This window comes from Proteus terrae (assembly GCF_003144325.1).
GTDB classification, from domain to species: domain Bacteria; phylum Pseudomonadota; class Gammaproteobacteria; order Enterobacterales; family Enterobacteriaceae; genus Proteus; species Proteus terrae.
Window position 1 is genome coordinate 58,517 of record NZ_PENS01000013.1, and the last position, 19,346, is coordinate 77,862.

The window sequence follows — 19,346 nt, forward strand, 5'->3', positions numbered from 1 at the left end:
ACAACGTTTCAATACAGTGCGTCCATAGCTCAGTTGGTTAGAGCACCACCTTGACATGGTGGGGGTCGGTGGTTCGAGTCCACTTGGACGCACCATTTCTCTTTCTCTATTTTCTTATTTTTACTCATCTTACCTACCCTACAAAATAATTAATTTAGCTTGCAATATTTTATTGCGCAACAAAGTGTTTAAAAAACAAGCAATCAACGCCGTATTTTGATCACATCACTTAAATTTACCTTTTTTCGATTTTCTTCATAGAAATTAACCTCTATAATACGAAACATAATTTTGTTGAAAGGTTTCAGCGTGTTGATTTACGGGCATCTTTAGAAAACAGAACAAATGAATCGTGATAGACTATAATGTAAGATGTCTGCCAACCTTTGATACAAAATAGTGACAAGATTTTTATGATGTTGCTGAACCATTAACATGTTGCGCAACTTATCCATTAGAGATGAGTTTGTACACCCTGTTTTGCACCGTTGATACTGTTAATAGAAAACAGCGACATTAATCCTTATTCATCCATTACAATACAACCATTAAATAGACTGCCATGAAAAAGACAAAAATTGTTTGCACCATCGGACCAAAAACCGAATCTGAAGAAAAACTGAATCAATTACTGGACGCAGGCATGAACGTTATGCGTCTAAACTTCTCTCACGGTGACTATGAAGAGCATGGCAACCGTATCAAAAACCTGCGTGACGTTTGCGCTAAAACAGGCAAAAAAGCCGCTATCTTATTAGATACTAAAGGCCCAGAAATTCGTACCATCAAATTAGAAGGTGGTAATGATGTCGCTTTAGTTGCTGGTCAAACTTTCACTTTCACCACAGACAAAACTGTTGTAGGTAATAAAGACCGCGTTGCTGTAACTTACGAAGGTTTTGCTAAAGACTTAACTGTTGGTAACACCGTTTTAGTTGATGATGGTCTTATCGGCATGAAAGTCACTGCTGTAACTGATAAAGAAGTTGTTTGTGAAGTTTTAAACAACGGCGACTTAGGTGAAAATAAAGGTGTTAACTTACCTGGCGTTTCTATCGGTTTACCTGCATTAGCTGAAAAAGATAAACAAGATCTTATCTTTGGTTGCGAGCAAGGCGTTGATTTCGTTGCTGCATCATTCATTCGTAAACGTTCTGACGTTGAAGAAATGCGTGCTCACTTAAATGCACACGGCGGCGAAAACATCATGATCATCTCAAAAATTGAAAACCAAGAAGGTTTAAACAATTTTGATGAGATCTTAGAAGCATCTGACGGTATCATGGTTGCTCGTGGCGACCTAGGTGTTGAGATCCCAGTTGAAGAAGTTATCTTCGCACAAAAAATGATGATCGAAAAATGTAACGCTGCACGTAAAGTGGTTATCACTGCAACGCAAATGTTAGATTCAATGATCAAAAACCCACGCCCTACTCGTGCTGAAGCGGGTGACGTTGCGAATGCTATCTTAGATGGTACTGATGCTGTTATGTTGTCAGGTGAAAGTGCAAAAGGTAAATACCCAGTAGAAGCTGTGACTATCATGGCAACTATCTGTGATCGTACAGACCGTATCATGCAATCTCGTCTTGATTACAAACAAACAGCTGCAAAATTACGCGTAACTGAAGCAGTTTGTCGCGGTGCGGTTGAAATGGCTGAAAACTTAGATGCGCCTCTGATTGTTGTAGCAACTTTCGGTGGTAAATCAGCGCGTTCTATCCGTAAATATTTCCCAACTGCACCAATCTTAGCATTAACAAACAACGAAGAAACAGCTCGTCAGTTACTGTTAGTTAAAGGTGTAACCACTCAATTAGTTAACGAAATCGCCTCTACTGATGACTTCTACCGTATTGGTAAAGAAGCTGCATTAGCAAGTGGTTTAGCGCATGCTGGTGAGCGTGTTGTTATGGTTACTGGTGCCCTGGTTGATAGCGGTACAACAAATACTTCATCTGTTCACGTGCTGTAATTAATCGCTTTACAACTGAAAACACCACTTCACTATTTGAAGTGGTGTTTTTTTAATGCATTTTAATGGCAATTCCCTTTACCTATTATTTTTTGGTTACACGTTATTCTTATCTGTCTCTTCCCTATTTTTTAATAATAAATAATGTGTTGCACGAGCACGAGGATGAATAAAAAAATGCCCTGCTGGTGCATTGTGGCTTTTGATATGAACTAAAGATATATTGTTAGCTGGTTTACCTTGTTTAGAACGACACGCATAAACAATAAATGGTAAAGCAAAGATAATAAGAAAGCCGACTATCAGCAACGTAACGTAAGTTTCATCACTTTTTGAGTTCGGTAAAGAGCTTGGTGGGAAAAAAGAAACCACAAACGCAATAATAGAGAGCAATAAACCCGCCATTGCAACAAGAAGTTTAACGTTTTTACCGCCAGGAATACGAAACGCTCGCTTTTTATCGGCTTGTTTACAAGTAAGTTGCATATAACCTAAGAAAAGCATGAAATAACTACACAGATAAATAACGACCGTTAAGGCTAAAGCAATTAAGAACGACATATTACCGCCACCACCGGTATTAGTCAGAATAATGATCGCAATACTTGTTATCAATAATTGAGAAATCACTAAAGCAACAGGTACCCCATTTTTATTCACCTTCGCTAACGACTTCGGTAAAATACCTTTTTCAGCAGCAACATACATACCTCGAGAAGGTCCTACAATCCAAGACGCTATCTCTGCTAATACCCCTAACAATAATAAAGCAGCAATAATCCTAACGGCCCAATCAAGTGTATTACTGAAGTGAGAGACTAAAACACTGAACGTTTGTACGACACCTGCTGATAAGTTAATTTCATTATTAGGTATCACCGCAGCAACAGATAACCCCCCAATAGAACTTAAACAAATCGCCACTATCATTAGTAAGAACATGGCAATTGGATAATCTCGCCCTGGGTTTTTCATCTCGTTAACATGGGTTGCTGAAGCTTCTACGCCCATATAGCTTAAAATGAACGCAACAAAAACAACTAATGTCCCTATTTGGGTAAAATCAGGGAAAAAAGTTTTTGTGCTTATTTCAATCGCTAATGGCGCTCCGCTCATCAAATAACTGACAGCTAAAACAATTAAAATTAAAGCAGGTAATAAAATGCCAGCAAAAAAACCAAGTTTGGCAATAGATGCCGTGTATTTGGTGCCGCCAAATTGGGTAAATGCTAATACCCAAAGAATAATTAAAGCTGCAACAGTTTTAATTATTGGGTCGGTATTTAATTCAGGCCAATTAAGAATATAAGAAAGTGCACCTAATACGAAGTAAAGCATCGGAATAAACCCAATAGCAATTTGCAGATAACCAAAAGAAATAGCTGCAAATCCCCAACGCTCACCCAATGTATTTGATACCCAAGCGAATACGCCCCCTTCTTGCCAGCCTTCTACTGTCGCCATTTCAGCTGCACATAATGCAACAGGAATAAACCATAATAATCCACCTAAAAGTAAGAAGAAAACAAGACTAAAACCAGAAGTTGCAAAAGTTGGATATTCATATACCGCCATCACCATCGAAGCAGTAATAGCAAAAAAACCAACTAATGTAAGTTGTTTGGGTGCTGAGTTTGTTGATGATGTAACCATACAATCCTCCTGAAATTTATTCAGAAAAAATAATTACACTGTAATTATTATCTAGAAGGAGGTTGAGAATGGATAGCGATCCTCAACCTCAAAATGAACAGAATTAACTATGGTTAAAACCACTACCATCTTCTGCTGATAAAGGATTGCTGACTGGGTGTTTATCAAAGTATTCTAGCGTACGTTTGAAATCATCAATTAATAGTGAGGCAAGATCTAGGCTGACACCATGACGAACTAAAATACGTTGGATCACTAAATCTTCACGATTAGCAGGCATGGAATAAGCAGGAACTTGCCAACCGCGACTACGTAATTTATCTGCAATATCGTATAAAGAATAAGTGACTTTAGCGTCTTTTTTTAGTTTCCATGCTAATGCTGGGATACCTTCTTTACAATCACCACTAAATATCATTTCAAAAGGACCTAACTTTTCAATTTCCCTTGCTAAATATTGTGCTGTTGAGTAGCAAGCGTTATGAATTTTTGTATAACCTTCTCGGCCTAAACGTAAGAAGTTATAGTATTGAGCAATAATTTGCCCGCCAGGGCGTGAGAAATTCAGCGCAAAAGTAGGCATGTTACCGCCTAAGTAGTTCACATTAAAGATAAGCTCTTCAGGCAGATCTTTTGCTTCACGCCAAACAACCCAACCTGCACCTAATGGCGCCAAACCAAATTTATGCCCTGAAGCATTAATAGATTTTACTCGTGGTAAACGGAAATCCCATTCAATATCGGGTGCACAAAAAGGAGCCAAAAAGCCACCACTTGCGCCATCAACGTGAATTGGTATATCTAAACCTGTTTCTTTTTGCAGTTTATCTAATGCGTCATGAACCGCTTTGACAGGCTCATAGGTACAGGTAAAAGTAACTCCTAAAGTTGGTACAACCCCAATAGTATTTTCATCCACACGTTTAATGACCTCTTCTGGACTCATCATTAAACGATCTCCCTCTAAAGGGATCTCTCTTAATTCCACATCAAAATAACGAGCGAATTTATGCCAACAAATTTGAACAGGACCACAAATCAAATTCGGTTTATCTGTTGGTTTTCCTTGTGCAATACGTTTTTTACGCCATTGCCATTTTAATGCTAGCCCACCTAACATTGCAGCTTCTGATGAACCAATAGTAGAACAACCTAGCGTATTTAATGCATCAGGCGAAGACCACAAATCAGCTAACATATGAACGCAACGATTTTCAATTTCAGCTGTTTGCGGATATTCATCTTTATCTATCATATTTTTATCAATAGAAATATCCATTAAATCGCGTATTTCATCGTCAACCCAAGTTTGGCAAAATGTCGCTAAATTTTGTCTTGAGTTGCCATCTAACATTAATTCATCACGGACAGCATTAAAAACGTTACGTGGATTATTTTCTTTCTGCGGGATTTTTGTTTTAGGTAAGGATTGAGAAAGGTTGAGAGATGCATATATATCATCTAGTTCATTATAATTTGATGATTTGTTTTTCATATTAATACCCTACTAAAATAAATATAATAAGAAATGAATAGGTGTAACGCTTATTTATTAAAGATAGTCAACAATATAAAAAGTGAGAAATGAAATTCAAATTTAATTTTAGATCTGATAATTAACGTGATACTTTGTTTCAATTTAAATCATTTTTTGGTACAATGTGTTATCATAATGAGGATTACCAACATTAAAAATCAACACAGAAACACTTCATTATCATAAAAAAAACATTTACATAATAAAAAACTCACTTTACTGAGCCAAAAAGATTCATTTTGTATTTACTTATTTTTCCTAAGATATTGATGTTTGGTTAAATATAAAAATGACAATATATTAAAAAAATATTTTATGGAAATGGCTGTAATCAATAATCTGTATTATAACTGTATTTATACATGGATCTTATTTGTATCATACATACTGATTAATTTATTAGGAATAAACTATGCCAGAAAATAACATTGATAATCGAGTATTCGCTTGTACCACGCTCGCGATTAAAGATAAGAAAAATCGCATTTATCACGGTAGAACAATGGAGTTTTCAGCAGATAAACCTGCTTCAATATTTGCATATTATCCTAAAGCTCACACATTCCAACAAAATGCCCCTGATGGTACACCAGGATTAAAATATGCCGTCAAATACCCTTTTATCGCCATTACAGCACCAATTAATTTAGAAGGAACAAAAGATGTGCTAGAGGGAGTCAATACACAAGGGCTCTCTTTTAGCTTGAATATGCTTCCTGATTCAAAGCTAGATGATATTCCTCCGCAAGATTACGCAACGTCCGTACCTATTGCGGCAATCGGTGAATGGGCTTTAGCACAATATGCAACCGTTGAAGAGTTAAGACAAGCCATTCCGAAAACGGCTTTTTGGTCACAAAAACTATTACTTTTACGCAATTTGCCCAGCCCTTTCCATTACGCTTTTTATGATAAAACGGGAGCGTGCATTGTTGTTGAGATTTCAGAAGGCACATTGCATATTTATGATAATCCAACTTATTGCATGACCAATGGTCCAATATTTCCATGGCATCTTACTAACTTAAATAATTATACTCACCTTTCTAATGTTAATATTTCCACCAACACATTGGGAAATATAAAGGTCAAACAACCAGATAGTGGGATTGCTTTAGCTTCCTTACCAAGCTCTGATACTTCTGTCGATAGATTTATTCGTGCGGTTTACTATACAACGTATTATCACCAAGTTGCTGATCCAGACACACAACTTGTTGAATTAGCTCATATCATGAACCGTTTCGATCGCCCTAAAAATTCCACAATCGATCCATTACTAGGCCATGACACGTTGAAAGCGCTTCATACCAGTGAATTTTCAGTGTGGACAACGCTCACCGATTTAGAACGAGGAATACTCTTTTTTAGAGGGTATAACAATCTCAACTTCCGAAAATTTACGCTTGAAGCATTTAAAAATGAAGCAGAGCCCGTTTTCATAAAAGTAAATTTAGAAGGTGATTTATAGCTATAAACATGAGCAAGAATAAAACAGTACAGATAAAATGTTTTTCTATCAGACTTTTATGAATAAAAATCTTTTGTGAAATAACACGCATTTTTTGTACTGAATATTTGCCTTTTAGGTGTTATTTTTTCTATTGTTCAGTTAATGAGTAAGTAGAGTATGGTAAATAAATCCAGCATTTTCTTATATCTGTGCCATACTTATTAATGGCTTCATATAAATGCTACTTGTTCCTTTACACAAATTAATAATAGAGGTTGTAACTATGAAAGCGAAACTTGTACTAGGTGCAGTAATTCTGGCTTCAGGCTTACTAGCAGGTTGTTCTTCTAGTAATAATGCACAGTTAGATCAAATCTCTTCTGATGTAAGTAGCCTGAATTCTCAAGTTCAACAACTAAGTAGTGATGTACAATCTGCTCGTGCTGAAGCGAAGTCAGCTTACGACGAAGCAGCTCGTGCAAATCAGCGTTTAGATAACCAAGTCACTACTTATAAAAAGTAATTTGACCCACCAATAAGCTGAAACAGCTTTAGGTAAGCATTAATCACAAAGCCCTAACAATGTTAGGGCTTTGTTTTTTTATAAGGTTATTGCTTATTGGTAAATTAATCGGTATTAAGGGCTTTTTATATGAGCAATTAAATTATAATTCGTTGCTAGGTTTGAGCCAATGTTGATATTTTTATTGGCTTGAGTTAATAATTCATTAAATGTTTCTCTAATTTTATTAACATATTTTTTTTGAGCTAATGTCAGCACAGTATAATCCATACCACTTATTTTTTTGAGTTCATTCTCTAGAATATTAAACAGCTCTGTCACTGATTTTGAAGATTTTGTGTAGGATATTCTAGAACTAGCCATATCCAGCAAAGCCTCTATTTCAATTAACTCATATTCCCTAGTTCCCTCTTTGGGAATGAATCGTTGAAGGATCTCATCGCACATTGATTGAATATTTTCACTTTTTAGCTTTTCATTTCCAATTAAAAACGTTTTACAGCTATTTTTCACCTGAGATAAATTATTAAATAGTCCACTAAAACTATCTCTCATGCTAGAAGTGATATTACGATTTTCTTTTATTATGTGTTCATTATTAACTGAAACTTTCATTAAACTCCCTTATTATCAATAGAAAACATTTTGATGGTAAGGTATTTTTAGCACTATTGATTTTATAAAGAAGTCTTTTTTATTTTTTTGAAACCTAAAACAAAACAGCCGCCTAAAGCACCTGTTTTGTTTTTAATAGTATCATCCTCACTGACTAGTAAGCAGTAACCTCTACTGGAATACCCGAGCGTCGAATAAGTTCTGCATCAGCTTTATCTTTATTAACCTTGCCACTCTCATACCAAGCATTAAATTGCTTTGTGAATGTAAGAGGCATGGTTTGCGGATCGTCATCTTCATTACGTGATAGTGGCTGATGAACTTCAATAAACTGTCTGCCGTCTGCGGTTTCAGTAAATTTAATCGGTTTATTGATAACCTGGACTCGACTCCCTTTAGGTACCACGTTAAATAAGGTCTCAATATCACTTGGGCGTAAACGGATACAACCTGAACTCACTCTTAAACCAATACCAAAATCAGCATTAGTACCATGTATAAGGTATTCACCTCGACTATGTGCCAATCTTAAAGCATATGCCCCCATTGGATTTTCAGGGCCAGCAGGAACGACAGCCGGTAGCGTAATCCCTTTAGCTGCATAATTTTTGCGAATATTCGCCGTTGGTGTCCAAGTGGGATCTTTAATTAATTGAGAAATCGATGTCACCATCTCAGGTGTTTCTCGCCCTAATTGGCCAATTCCAATCGGGTAAACATCAACAGTTCCACCCTCTTTTGGATAATAATAAAGGCGCAGTTCAGCAAGATTGATAACAATGCCTTTATGTATGGTATCAGGCAAAATCATCTGCAATGGGATTGTTAAGGTTTTACCTGCATCAGGCAAAAGAGGATCAATACCAGGATTCGCTTCCATCATATTGAGCAATCCCACTTGGTATTCGGACGCAATAGCCTCTAATGAGCGTTTATCATCGGGAACTATATATGAAAAATTTTCACCAATAATACGCTGGCCATCAGCAGGTAGTAGATATTCTGTCGCATAAGATAAGTGACTACTCATCCCTAATAGCGATACCCCTAAAAGAGTTAACCATTTTTTCATCGTTTATCCCGTGTGTTAGAAATAAAATAAACTGACTATTATGATGATAACATTATCATTGTTATGCTTTCATATAATAAGTCAGTTTAGAACATTAATGCGGGATCAGGTAACATTTATGCTACAGCGTATTCTGAAAAACGTGTAATAAGCGTTGTAACCATCGCATGCAAACCTTGCGTGCGAGATGGTGTTAAGTGGCTTTCTAGTGCTAATGATGAGAAGTAATGTTTGATATCCGTTTCTAATGCTTGTTCGATAGTTTTACCTTGAAATAAGATAATCACTAAAGCAACAAGGCCTTTCACAATGCCCGCATCACTATCACCAGCCAGCACTAGCTGTTTATTCTCATTAAGAGAAACCGCTATCCAAACTTGACTTTGACAACCTTCAATAAAATTAGCTGAAATACGTTGTTCATCTGTTAAAGGAGGAAGGCGCTCACCTAGCTCCATCATATAAAGATAACGTTGTTCCCAATCCTGACAACGAGAAAAATTGCGTAATAGCTTTGCTTCATCTGGCAAATTAGCAACTGCCATGAATAACCTCTTTTTTAATTTTTAACCTAATAACATCTCAACACGTAATAGCGCATTAACCAACGCATCGATATCATTTTTATTGGTATATAAACCAAGAGATGCGCGACACATCGCAGGAACTTGGTAATAATCCATAATTGGCATCGCACAATGATGCCCTGTACGAATAGCAACGCCATAATTATCAAGGAATGTCCCAACATCATAAGCGTGATGTTTGCCTAAATTAAACGCTATCACACCTTGTCGAGAATCATTGCCATAAAGCGTTAAGGATTTTACTTTTTGCAACTGCTCTTGGGCATACTTCATTATATGACTTTCATACTCAGCAATATTATTCATGCCTATTTGTGAAAGATAATCTAATGCCGCACCTAAACCAATCATTCCCATTATGTTAGGTGTTCCTGCTTCAAAGCGCCAAGGCGCATCTGCGTAGGTAATATCGCCATTAATATGAACATGCTTTATCATTGCGCCACCGCCTTCCCACGGCGGTAATTCATCCAGTATCGCTTTCTTGCCGTATAACAAACCAATACCTGTAGGCCCATAAAGTTTATGACCGCTACAAACAAAAAAGTCGCAATCAAGTTGTGAAACATTAATTGTTTGATGCATTGCACTTTGAGCACCATCAAGCAATATATGTAATTCACCACCTTGTTCAATTGCATATTGACGAGCATCACGAATAATTTGAGCGACTGGATTCACTGTGCCCAATACATTTGATTGATGAGTGAGGCTGAGTAATTTAGTTCGCTCATCAATTAAGTGAGGCAATTGAGCAAAATCGAGCGTGCCGTCTTGCAACAACGGTAACACACGAACATTAAAGCCATACTGTTTTGCTAACATATACCACGGAACAATATTTGCGTGATGTTCCATTTCTGTGATGATGATATTATCACCATCATTCAAAAATCGTTGACTATAAACGTTCGCAATTAGGTTGATCCCTTCCGTTGTGCCTTTAACAAAGACTATCTCTTCTTCACTATTGGCACCTAAAAAATCACAGGCTTTTTTACGGACATTTTCAACTAACGTTGTCGCATTTGCACTTAATGTGTGAATGCCACGGTGAACCGCGGCATATTGTGTTAAGGCAAATTGTTTTTCATGTTCAATGACGCAAGCCGGTTTCTGAGCACTTGCGGCACTATCGAGATAAACCAAAGGTTTTCCTTTCACTTGTTGTGAAATAATTGGAAAATCATCTCGCGCTTTTTCAATGGAATGCGTCATAATGCCTTATTTTATACCTCTAATAAGCGCTGATTAACTCTTTCTAATACCAGTGCTTTAATCACACTATTTTCTAGTGATTCAGTTAATTCAGCTGCAAATGCATGAATGATCATTTTACGGGCATCACTTAAGGAAATACCTCGTGAACGCAGATAAAATAGCTGCTCATCATCAATTCGTCCCACAGTAGCACCATGACTACACTTCACATCATCAGCATAAATCTCAAGCTGTGGTTTAGTATCGATTTGCGCTTTTTCACCCAGCAACAGATTGTTATTAGTCATTTGACCATCTGTTTTTAATGCTTGAGGTGTCACCGTGATCATACCGTTAAATACAGCTTTCCCTGCATCCATCGCAATACTTTTATGTAGTTGACGACTCTGGCAATTTTTCTCACCATGAACCAACCATGTGCGAGTATCTGCAATCTCTCCAGCTTTAGGTAATACAACGCTATTCATCGAAAGCTCTGTATTTTCACCTTTTAATGCAGAACTTGTGTGATGACGACTAAGTTTAGCGCCTAATAAGAAAGCGTAACTGTTAACACGAGCATCACGGCCTATCGACAGATCGTTATGGGCAAAATGCTGACTTACGCCATTCTCAAAACTTAATTTGATATGGTTAAAAGAGGCATTATCGCCGATCGTTGCAGTTAACCTTGCTCCTGTAAAATGACGGTTTTCACTATCACTGCTAATATAGTGCTCTACCACTTGCATCTGGGTATTTGCACCAACATCAAGATGAAAACGATAATTTGCACTATTTACCTCAGCACTTTGATCCCCCTGAGTAATATTGAGGATATAAAGCGGTTTATCCGCAATAACACCGTTTTTCAGGGTAATAAGCAAAGGATGTGGCGCTAAACTTTCAACTAAATGCAGGAAGATTTCACTATTTACCGCTTTAGGTAATTCACTTTGGTTATCAAGTAAAGTGACTTGATAAGGACCAAAATCTTTACTGCTTTCTATTGGTGAAAATGTACCATTCACCATAACAATACGGTAGCAATCAAAAGATAATGCGTGTTTAGCTATTAAACTTTGTACATCAAAAGGTGGCAACTGTTGATAGCGTTGACTTAGTGTTTCTTCTAAAGGCGTATAATGCCAATCTTCATGGCGATAAGCAGGGAAACCTATTTTCTCAACTTGCAACCAATGATTACGAGCGTTGAGATTATCGTCACCTTTACGTTGATGATATAAAGCCGAAAACATTTTTAATGCTTGTTGATTACGCTGTTCAACTTGACGCTGTTTTTCACGCTTTTCATTGAGGGTCAATAAGCCAGCCATAACCTTGTTCCTCCAATTTTTGCGCCAATGAAAAATCACCTGATTTAATGATTTTTCCCTGATAAAGCACATGCACAAAATCAGGTTTAATATAATCTAGAATACGTTGGTAGTGTGTTACAACGATGAAAGCACGTTTACCATCACGTAAGCTATTAACACCATTAGAAACAATTTTTAATGCGTCTATATCAAGACCTGAGTCTGTTTCATCTAAAATACATAGCTCAGGCTCTAACGCAGCCATTTGCAAAATATCATTACGTTTTTTCTCACCACCAGAAAATCCCACGTTAACAGAGCGTGTTAGCAAATCTTGTGGCATATCCAGTAATTTGATTTTATCTTCAATAAAATCTTCAAAGTCAAAGCGATCTAACGGCTCTTGACCACGATATTCTCTCACTGCATTTACAGAAGATTGTAAGAAAAACTGATTACTGACACCGGGTATTTCAACAGGATATTGAAATGCCATAAAGATGCCTTCACCTGCGCGATCTTCCGGTTCTAATTCCAATAAATCTTTATTTTTAAAAGTAATTGAACCGTCATCAACTTCATATTCATCACGACCAGCAAGCGTTGCAGATAGCGTACTTTTACCCGAGCCATTTGGTCCCATAATCGCGTGAACTTCACCTGCACGTACCTGCAAATCTAATCCTTTAAGGATCTCATTGCCTTCAACACTGACATGTAAATTTTTAATATCTAACATAATATATGCCTTCGGTATCTTTATACTCAGAATCTGGTTAATAATTAACCGACACTATGCTCTAAGCTGATTGCTAATAATTTTTGTGCTTCTACAGCAAATTCCAGCGGTAATTCTGAGAACACATCTTTACAAAATCCGTTTACAATCATTGAGATTGCATCATCTTCGCTTAATCCACGCTGACGACAATAGAACAACTGATCTTCACCAATACGTGACGTTGTTGCTTCGTGTTCAAGCTGTGCTGAATTGTTCATTACTTCAACATAAGGGAAAGTATGCGCACCACACTGTGTGCCAATTAACATGGAGTCACACTGGGTGAAGTTACGAGCATTTTGCGCACCAGGAAGTACTTTTACGAGCCCACGGTAACTGTTTTGACTTTTACCCGCAGAAATACCTTTAGAGATAATGGTTGATTTGGTATTTTTGCCGATATGGATCATCTTAGTCCCCGTATCTGCTTGTTGATTGCCATTGGTTAAAGCAACCGAGAAGAATTCAGCGGTGGAATTATCCCCTTTTAAAATCACACTTGGGTATTTCCATGTGATTGCAGAACCTGTTTCTGATTGCGTCCATGACATTTTGGCATTTTCGCCTTCACAGATAGCACGTTTAGTCACAAAGTTAAGGATACCGCCTTCACTATCACCACCAGAGAACCAGTTTTGTACAGTAGAGTATTTTACTTCGGCATCTTTATGGATAATGACTTCAACCACAGCAGCATGAAGCTGATAGCTATCTCGAACAGGTGCTGAACAACCTTCGATATAACTGACATAACTGCCTTCATCAGCAACCAGAATAGTTCGTTCAAATTGGCCTGTTTGAGCGGCATTAATACGGAAATAAGTCGATAACTCCATTGGGCAACGAACCCCTTTTGGAATATAGACAAAAGTACCATCAGATGCGACCGCAGCATTCAGTGCAGCAAAGTAGTTATCATGGCTTGAGACAACAGTGCCTAAATATTGGCGCACTAGATCAGGATATTCTTGAATAGCCTCGCTAAATGAACAAAAAATAATGCCATGTTCAGCAAGCTCTTCACGATAGGTTGTTGAAACAGAAACCGAGTCAAAAATAGCATCAACAGCAACGGCTTGCCCTTCTCTTACAGGCACTCCGAGTTGGTTAAAAGCATCTTCAACTTCTTTGGTTAAATAATCCTGCGCAGCTTGTTTATCGCTCGTAACAGCTTCATTTGTGCCACCAGCACAACTGCCGTTAGCACAACATGAACTACAAGATGGTGCTGAGTAATAGCTATAATCTTGATAATTAAGCGATGGATAATCTGCTTTTAGCCAATGTGGCTCTTCCATTTCTAACCAATGGCGATAAGCATCTAAACGAAATTCCAGCATCCACTCTGGTTCGTTTCTTTTTGCCGATATTGCACGTACAACCGCTTCATTTAATCCTTTTTCTAAGGTGTCGGTTGAGATATCGGTATAAAAACCTTCTTTATAGTGGTGATCGCTTAGCCATCCCTGAACTTCATCACCAATTTCAACATTGCTCTGAGACATAATCTGACTTCACTATGTTATACCCCAAAGCTCTCACCACATCCGCAGACGTTTTGAGCTTTAGGATTATTAAATTTAAACATTTGATTAAGTCCTTCACGAACATAATCAACAACCAACCCATCAATAAATGGCATTGCTTTTAATGAAACAAAGAGTTTTGCGCCATTATGTTCATAAACAAGATCATCATCATTTGGGGCAGTAGCGAGTTCAATAACATAACCATACCCTGTACAACCAGAGGGTTTGATACTTAAGGAAAGCCCTTGTTTTTCAGGGTTTTTCTCGACTAAATGGCAGATATGCTTTGCCGCATTATCCGTTAATACAATGCCTTGCCAAGCTGTGTCATTAAGAGAAAAAGTTTCAACGTTGTTTGTCATTTCTGACCTCATTTCGAAAGGAGATTGATATCTTTCCTGACACTAATGGTAATGATAACCCTTATCACTTCAACCATGTCTTTTGAAAGGATATTCTGTAAATGTGTATTTTTTGTTCTATTTTTGCACTTATTTTGTTAACAACTCATGTTAACGCAATGTAATATAACACTTTTATATTTTTTCATTCTAAAAAATAAAACTTTTAATTTTTCTTATATTTCGCACAATACGCATATAAGTTGCAAAATAAATACACTTTATATGTTATCACTGAAATTTAGAGAAAAAAGCATAAAAATGTGTTTTTACAACTAGCTTATTGAGCCTACTCACATTCATTTTTATGCTTTGATGAGGGATAAGATAGCACCACTTATGTGATGACCTCTTATTGGTTTGTGTGCTCTTCGATGTTATTTATTAATAGTGATGGTTTGAATATATTTGTCTGTACATTCAAGAATTTGACTATTTTTTTGTTTGTTCGATTGGCTATTGAAATTACTAATTAATTGCAGTTGCCATACTCGATTCGTTTTAAGATCTGCCGCTAAAATACCTTCATAGCTCACGTTCTCTTTTGCATATTTCCCTTCAAAAAAGACATGTCGACTTTCCACATTTGGGATAGTTAATGGTTTTATCAATGTAGATATTTCATTCATGCCATCTATGATAGCAATATTATCTACAATACCTTGTGCTCCCGCATCCACATCGTAACTCATTGCATCGATCATTTTAAAATAAACCAGACGAACCTCTGTCAAGTCACAAATAGGTTCTGATTTATAAACTATCATTTCCGTTGTGACATCCTGAATATTATCAGGTAATGATTTAAAATAATTTTCAGTATCTTCTCTGCTCATTGAAAACGAAGTGGGATAAGCCATATTAAAACCAGAAATAGTTTGTACCGGAATATTACTTATATTATTACTCGTTTCAGAGGTAGAATTATTATCGCACCCGCTGATTAATAAACCTGCAATTAATAATACTGTTGTGTTGAATTTAGAAATAGTAAACATTATTGATCGTCTTATCTTTTATTATGAAGATAATGATTATCATTAAAAATAAAATCTAAATAAAGAAGTAATTCTATTTTCTCTCTCTATTTTTATTTTTTTGACATTATCTATAAACACAAAAAACGCACAAAGCGAGTATTTCACTTTGTGCGTTTGTCTTTTTTATTCTTTAAGAAATAACCGATGTCGTTAATCTAGAAATACACACTTGACGATCTTCATCATCAAAGATTTCTATTGACCAGACTTGGTGTGAACGTCCTAAATGAATCGGTTTACATACGCCTCTTACCTTGCCTTCTCTCGCTGAACGAATATGATTCGCATTGATTTCTAGTCCAACAATTTTTTGTTCGCCTTCAGTACAAAGATAACCCGCAACAGAGCCCAATGTTTCAGCTAATACAACAGAAGCACCACCATGTAAAAGCCCTAAAGGTTGCTTAGTACGATGATCAACAGGCATTGTTCCTTCAAGATAATCATCACCAAGACATGTTAACTCAATGCCCAAATGGCTCATCATATTGTTTTGTCCAATATGATTAAGATACTCAATTGTCGTTTCACGTTTCCATATCATGGCATAATCTCCAAAAGTGCCTGTAGTGGGTGTTTTAGCTCAATATTATCAATACGTTTCACTTGACTACGACAAGAGTAACCGGTGCTTAAACAACGCATTGTTGGTAATGTTTTTAATGCATTACCCCATGAGAGTTGATAAATGCCCAACGAGTTTTCATAATTATTTAGTTCATGTCCATAAGTACCTGCCATTCCACAACATCCAGTACTCACAAATTCGAGTTGCTGCCCATAACGTTGGAAAATAGCCTGCCACTGTTTCATACTTTGTGGTAGCGCCGTCACTTCTGTACAGTGCCCGAAAAGATACCATTTTTCAGCATCATCGCGAACTGCTATTGGATCAGATACCAATTTACTTAGCCATTCATGAACAAGTTGAACATTAAAATCCCCACGCTTATCACCCAATATTTCACGATATTCATCGCGATAACAAAGCACTAATGCGGGATCAACCCCTACCATAGGAATACCTAATTTTGCGACACGATTAAGCATGATTGAGGTTTTTTGTGCCGTTTTGCTAAATTGCTGTAAAAAACCTTTAATATGTTGCGCTTTCCCATTAGGTGAAAATGGCAGTAAAACAGGTTTAAATCCAATTTTTTCAATCAGTTTGATAAAATCGGCAACCACTTTTGCATCGTAATAACTGGTAAAGGGATCTTGTACCACCAGCACATAATGACTTCGTTGCTTTTCAGATAAACGCTCTAAGTCTTCTAGCGTCATATCTAACGCTTTGTGCCCAGCCAATTGCTGTCTTAATGTAGGCGATGACAGCAAAGGTAAATCGACCATTCCTATCGTATGTTTACTTAATGACTGCACCAACGGTTGCTTCATAAAAAAGTTAAAAAATCCGGGAGCTTTCGCCATCATCGGCGTTGTTAATTCAACATTCGCGACAATATAGTCTTTTAACGGGCGTAAATAACGCTGGTGATAAAGTTCAGTAAACTTAGAACGAAACGATGGCACATCAATTTTAATCGGACATTGCGTTGAACAGGCTTTACAAGCCAAGCAACCGTTCATAGCCGCTTTCACTTCATGAGAAAAGTCATATTCGCCACGTTTGGCTTTCCATGTATTACGTGTTTTCTCAATCAAACCTCTTAAACTAGGTTTATTATTTTCAAGGCTAGATTCAAGTTGTTTTGGGCTAACGCCTTGCTCTGTCAATAAGCGTAACCACTCTCTTACAAGTGCAGCGCGTCCTTTAGGTGAATGAATGCGTTGCCCGCTGATTTTCATTGAAGGGCACATTGGGCTTTTGGCATCAAAGTTAAAGCAAAGTCCATTACCATTACAATCTAGTGCACCTTTGAACTCTTGACGCACAGATAAAAGGATTGTGCGATCAAAGGTACCTCGTTTGATGGTATCTACTTGCTTCATGGGTTCATCGACCTCTAATGGAGGGCATATCTTCCCAGGATTCAGTCTATTTCGAGGATCGAATACCGTTTTGATTTGACGCAGTTCATGATAAAGCGTTTCACCGAAAAATTCGGGGCTGTATTGCGCTCTAAAGCCTTTTCCATGTTCACCCCAGAGTAACCCACCATATTTGGCTGTTAACGTGACAATGTCGTCTGAGATAGATTTCATCAATAATTCTTGTTGTGGATCGCACATATCAAGAGCCGGTCTTACGTGCAATACCCCTGCATCAACATGTCCAAACATGCCATAATTGAGCTGATGATTGTCAAGTAACGCTCTAAATTCGGTAATATAATCAGCAAGGTGTTCTGGTGGCACACAGGTATCTTCTACGAAAGGAATTGGCTTTGCTTGTCCTTTGGCGTTACCTAATAAACCAACCGCTTTTTTACGCATGGCATAAATACGGTTAATATCCGCCAAATCTTCACAGACTTGATAACCAATAACACCGCCCTGGCCCTCTTTCATTAATGAATCTAAGCGTTGGCATAATGATGCGACTTGTGATGCGATAAGGTTTTCATCATCGCCCGCAAATTCAACAATATTCAGTCCTTGCATATCTTTATCAGGTATATCTGTGATCAACTCTTTTACAGAGTGCCACACGATATCTTCACGGGCGAGATTTAATACTTTTGAATCAACCGTTTCAACAGAAAGTGCATTCGCTTTAACTAAAAAAGGGGCGTTGCGTAATGCTGAGTCAAACGAATCGTATTTTACATTGACTAAACTGCGCTGTTTGGGAATTGGCGTAATATTCAGTGTCGCTTCAGTAATAAAAGCTAGCGTTCCTTCAGAGCCTGTTAAAATTCTCGTTAAATCAAATCGTTTCATGTCATCACTAAAGACATGACGCAAATCATACCCTGTTAAAAAGCGATTTAATTTAGGGAATTTTTCAAGAATGAGCTTTCGTTGCTCTTTACAACGAGATAAAACAGTACGGTAAACTTTACCCATTGCGGAGCTTTCTTGGGCAATGTTTTCAGCTAGTGCCGTATCCATAGCTCGTGTTTCAAGCAGCTCACCGCCTAACAAAACCGCCCTAACACCAAGTACATGATCAGAGGTTTTACCATAAACCATTGAACCTTGCCCTGATGCATCAGTATTAATCATTCCACCTAATGTAGCGCGATTACTGGTAGATAGTTCTGGTGCGAAAAAAAAGCCATAAGGTTTTAAAAAGAGGTTTAACTCATCTTTTATCACCCCTGCTTCCACTTTTACCCAACGCTCTTGCGGGTTTATCTCGATAATACGCTTCATATAGCGAGATAAATCAACCACAATACCATCCGTTAACGCTTGCCCATTAGTGCCTGTACCGCCCCCTCTAGGAGTCAGAGAGAGTGAATGATATCGAGGTTCATCAACTAAGCGAGCAATAATAGTTACATCAGCGGTTGAGCGAGGAAAAACAACAGCCTGTGGCAATAACTGGTAAATACTATTATCTGTTGCCATAGTGAGTCTATCAGCGTAACTGCTGGAGATATCACCGGTGAAACCGTTTTTTCGAAGAGTATCAAGAAATTCTGTTGTGAGTTCACTGACTTGCGGTGCTTGCGATATACGTGGGATCATTTGTTATAGCTCTTTAATCTAATAGTCCACATTGCTTAATTTTAGATGTTGAAATGTATGCTAA

General features: G+C 37.4%; 16 protein-coding genes and 1 tRNA gene. 4 read left to right on the top strand and 13 right to left on the bottom strand.

What is annotated here, in order from left to right:
- The first annotated feature begins 18 nt into the window (after positions 1 to 18).
- Together DK857_RS13860 and pykF are read left to right on the top strand one after the other, a co-directional pair.
- Positions 19 to 95: transfer RNA gene (locus DK857_RS13860), tRNA-Val, on the top strand.
- A 467-nt stretch (positions 96 to 562) separates the two neighbouring features.
- Complete coding sequence (gene pykF / locus DK857_RS13865) at positions 563 to 1,975, top strand: pyruvate kinase PykF (RefSeq protein WP_109394280.1); 1,413 nt, start codon at positions 563 to 565, stop codon at positions 1,973 to 1,975.
- A 96-nt stretch (positions 1,976 to 2,071) separates the two neighbouring features.
- Here pykF and gadC read toward each other — a convergent pair whose 3' ends face one another.
- Both gadC and DK857_RS13875 read right to left on the bottom strand, forming a co-directional pair.
- A complete protein-coding gene (gene gadC, locus DK857_RS13870) occupies positions 2,072 to 3,628 on the bottom strand; it encodes a glutamate:gamma-aminobutyrate antiporter (RefSeq protein WP_109394279.1) in 1,557 nt (518 codons plus the stop codon).
- Between the two features lie 103 nt (positions 3,629 to 3,731).
- Positions 3,732 to 5,123, bottom strand: a complete 1,392-nt coding sequence (locus DK857_RS13875) for a glutamate decarboxylase (protein ID WP_109402471.1) — start codon at positions 5,121 to 5,123, stop codon at positions 3,732 to 3,734.
- A gap of 454 nt (positions 5,124 to 5,577) precedes the next feature.
- On the opposite strand from DK857_RS13875, the gene DK857_RS13880 reads away from it, so the two are divergent.
- Positions 5,578 to 6,636, top strand: a complete 1,059-nt coding sequence (locus DK857_RS13880; RefSeq protein WP_036937277.1) for a linear amide C-N hydrolase — start codon at positions 5,578 to 5,580, stop codon at positions 6,634 to 6,636.
- Positions 6,637 to 6,901: 265 nt separating this feature from the next.
- Positions 6,902 to 7,141, top strand: coding sequence for a major outer membrane lipoprotein (locus DK857_RS13885; RefSeq protein ID WP_036937280.1), 240 nt, complete (start codon positions 6,902 to 6,904; stop codon positions 7,139 to 7,141).
- A gap of 114 nt (positions 7,142 to 7,255) precedes the next feature.
- Here DK857_RS13885 and DK857_RS13890 read toward each other — a convergent pair whose 3' ends face one another.
- The 11 genes from DK857_RS13890 to ydiJ form a co-directional block, all read right to left on the bottom strand.
- Complete coding sequence (locus tag DK857_RS13890) at positions 7,256 to 7,756, bottom strand: hypothetical protein (RefSeq protein ID WP_109402472.1); 501 nt, start codon at positions 7,754 to 7,756, stop codon at positions 7,256 to 7,258.
- A 154-nt stretch (positions 7,757 to 7,910) separates the two neighbouring features.
- Positions 7,911 to 8,828 carry a L,D-transpeptidase family protein gene (locus tag DK857_RS13895; RefSeq protein WP_109394275.1) on the bottom strand — a complete coding sequence of 306 codons (918 nt, stop codon included), beginning with the start codon at positions 8,826 to 8,828 and terminating at the stop codon, positions 7,911 to 7,913.
- Positions 8,829 to 8,944: 116 nt separating this feature from the next.
- Positions 8,945 to 9,373 carry a cysteine desulfuration protein SufE gene (gene sufE / locus DK857_RS13900; RefSeq protein ID WP_109394274.1) on the bottom strand — a complete coding sequence of 143 codons (429 nt, stop codon included), beginning with the start codon at positions 9,371 to 9,373 and terminating at the stop codon, positions 8,945 to 8,947.
- Between the two features lie 21 nt (positions 9,374 to 9,394).
- Positions 9,395 to 10,633 carry a cysteine desulfurase SufS gene (gene sufS / locus DK857_RS13905; protein WP_167394843.1) on the bottom strand — a complete coding sequence of 413 codons (1,239 nt, stop codon included), beginning with the start codon at positions 10,631 to 10,633 and terminating at the stop codon, positions 9,395 to 9,397.
- An 11-nt stretch (positions 10,634 to 10,644) separates the two neighbouring features.
- Positions 10,645 to 11,952: a Fe-S cluster assembly protein SufD gene (gene sufD / locus DK857_RS13910; protein ID WP_109394272.1), complete on the bottom strand. Its 1,308-nt coding sequence runs from the start codon at positions 11,950 to 11,952 to the stop codon at positions 10,645 to 10,647.
- Complete coding sequence (sufC, locus tag DK857_RS13915; protein ID WP_109394271.1) at positions 11,927 to 12,673, bottom strand: Fe-S cluster assembly ATPase SufC; 747 nt, start codon at positions 12,671 to 12,673, stop codon at positions 11,927 to 11,929. The genes sufD and sufC overlap by 26 nt, the downstream gene beginning before the upstream one ends.
- 44 nt (positions 12,674 to 12,717) lie before the next feature.
- The gene (gene sufB / locus DK857_RS13920) at positions 12,718 to 14,220 is read right to left on the bottom strand and encodes a Fe-S cluster assembly protein SufB (RefSeq protein WP_075673222.1); all 1,503 of its coding nucleotides are present in this window, start codon (positions 14,218 to 14,220) and stop codon (positions 12,718 to 12,720) included.
- A gap of 17 nt (positions 14,221 to 14,237) precedes the next feature.
- A complete protein-coding gene (gene sufA, locus DK857_RS13925; protein WP_036913225.1) occupies positions 14,238 to 14,606 on the bottom strand; it encodes a Fe-S cluster assembly scaffold SufA in 369 nt (122 codons plus the stop codon).
- Between the two features lie 416 nt (positions 14,607 to 15,022).
- On the bottom strand, positions 15,023 to 15,643 hold the full coding sequence (locus tag DK857_RS13930) for a hypothetical protein (protein ID WP_109402474.1): 621 nt from the start codon (positions 15,641 to 15,643) through the stop codon (positions 15,023 to 15,025).
- Between the two features lie 172 nt (positions 15,644 to 15,815).
- The gene (gene menI / locus DK857_RS13935; RefSeq protein ID WP_109394268.1) at positions 15,816 to 16,229 is read right to left on the bottom strand and encodes a 1,4-dihydroxy-2-naphthoyl-CoA hydrolase; all 414 of its coding nucleotides are present in this window, start codon (positions 16,227 to 16,229) and stop codon (positions 15,816 to 15,818) included.
- Positions 16,226 to 19,282, bottom strand: a complete 3,057-nt coding sequence (gene ydiJ, locus DK857_RS13940; protein ID WP_109402475.1) for a D-2-hydroxyglutarate dehydrogenase YdiJ — start codon at positions 19,280 to 19,282, stop codon at positions 16,226 to 16,228. The genes menI and ydiJ overlap by 4 nt, the downstream gene beginning before the upstream one ends.
- Positions 19,283 to 19,346: the final 64 nt, after the last annotated feature.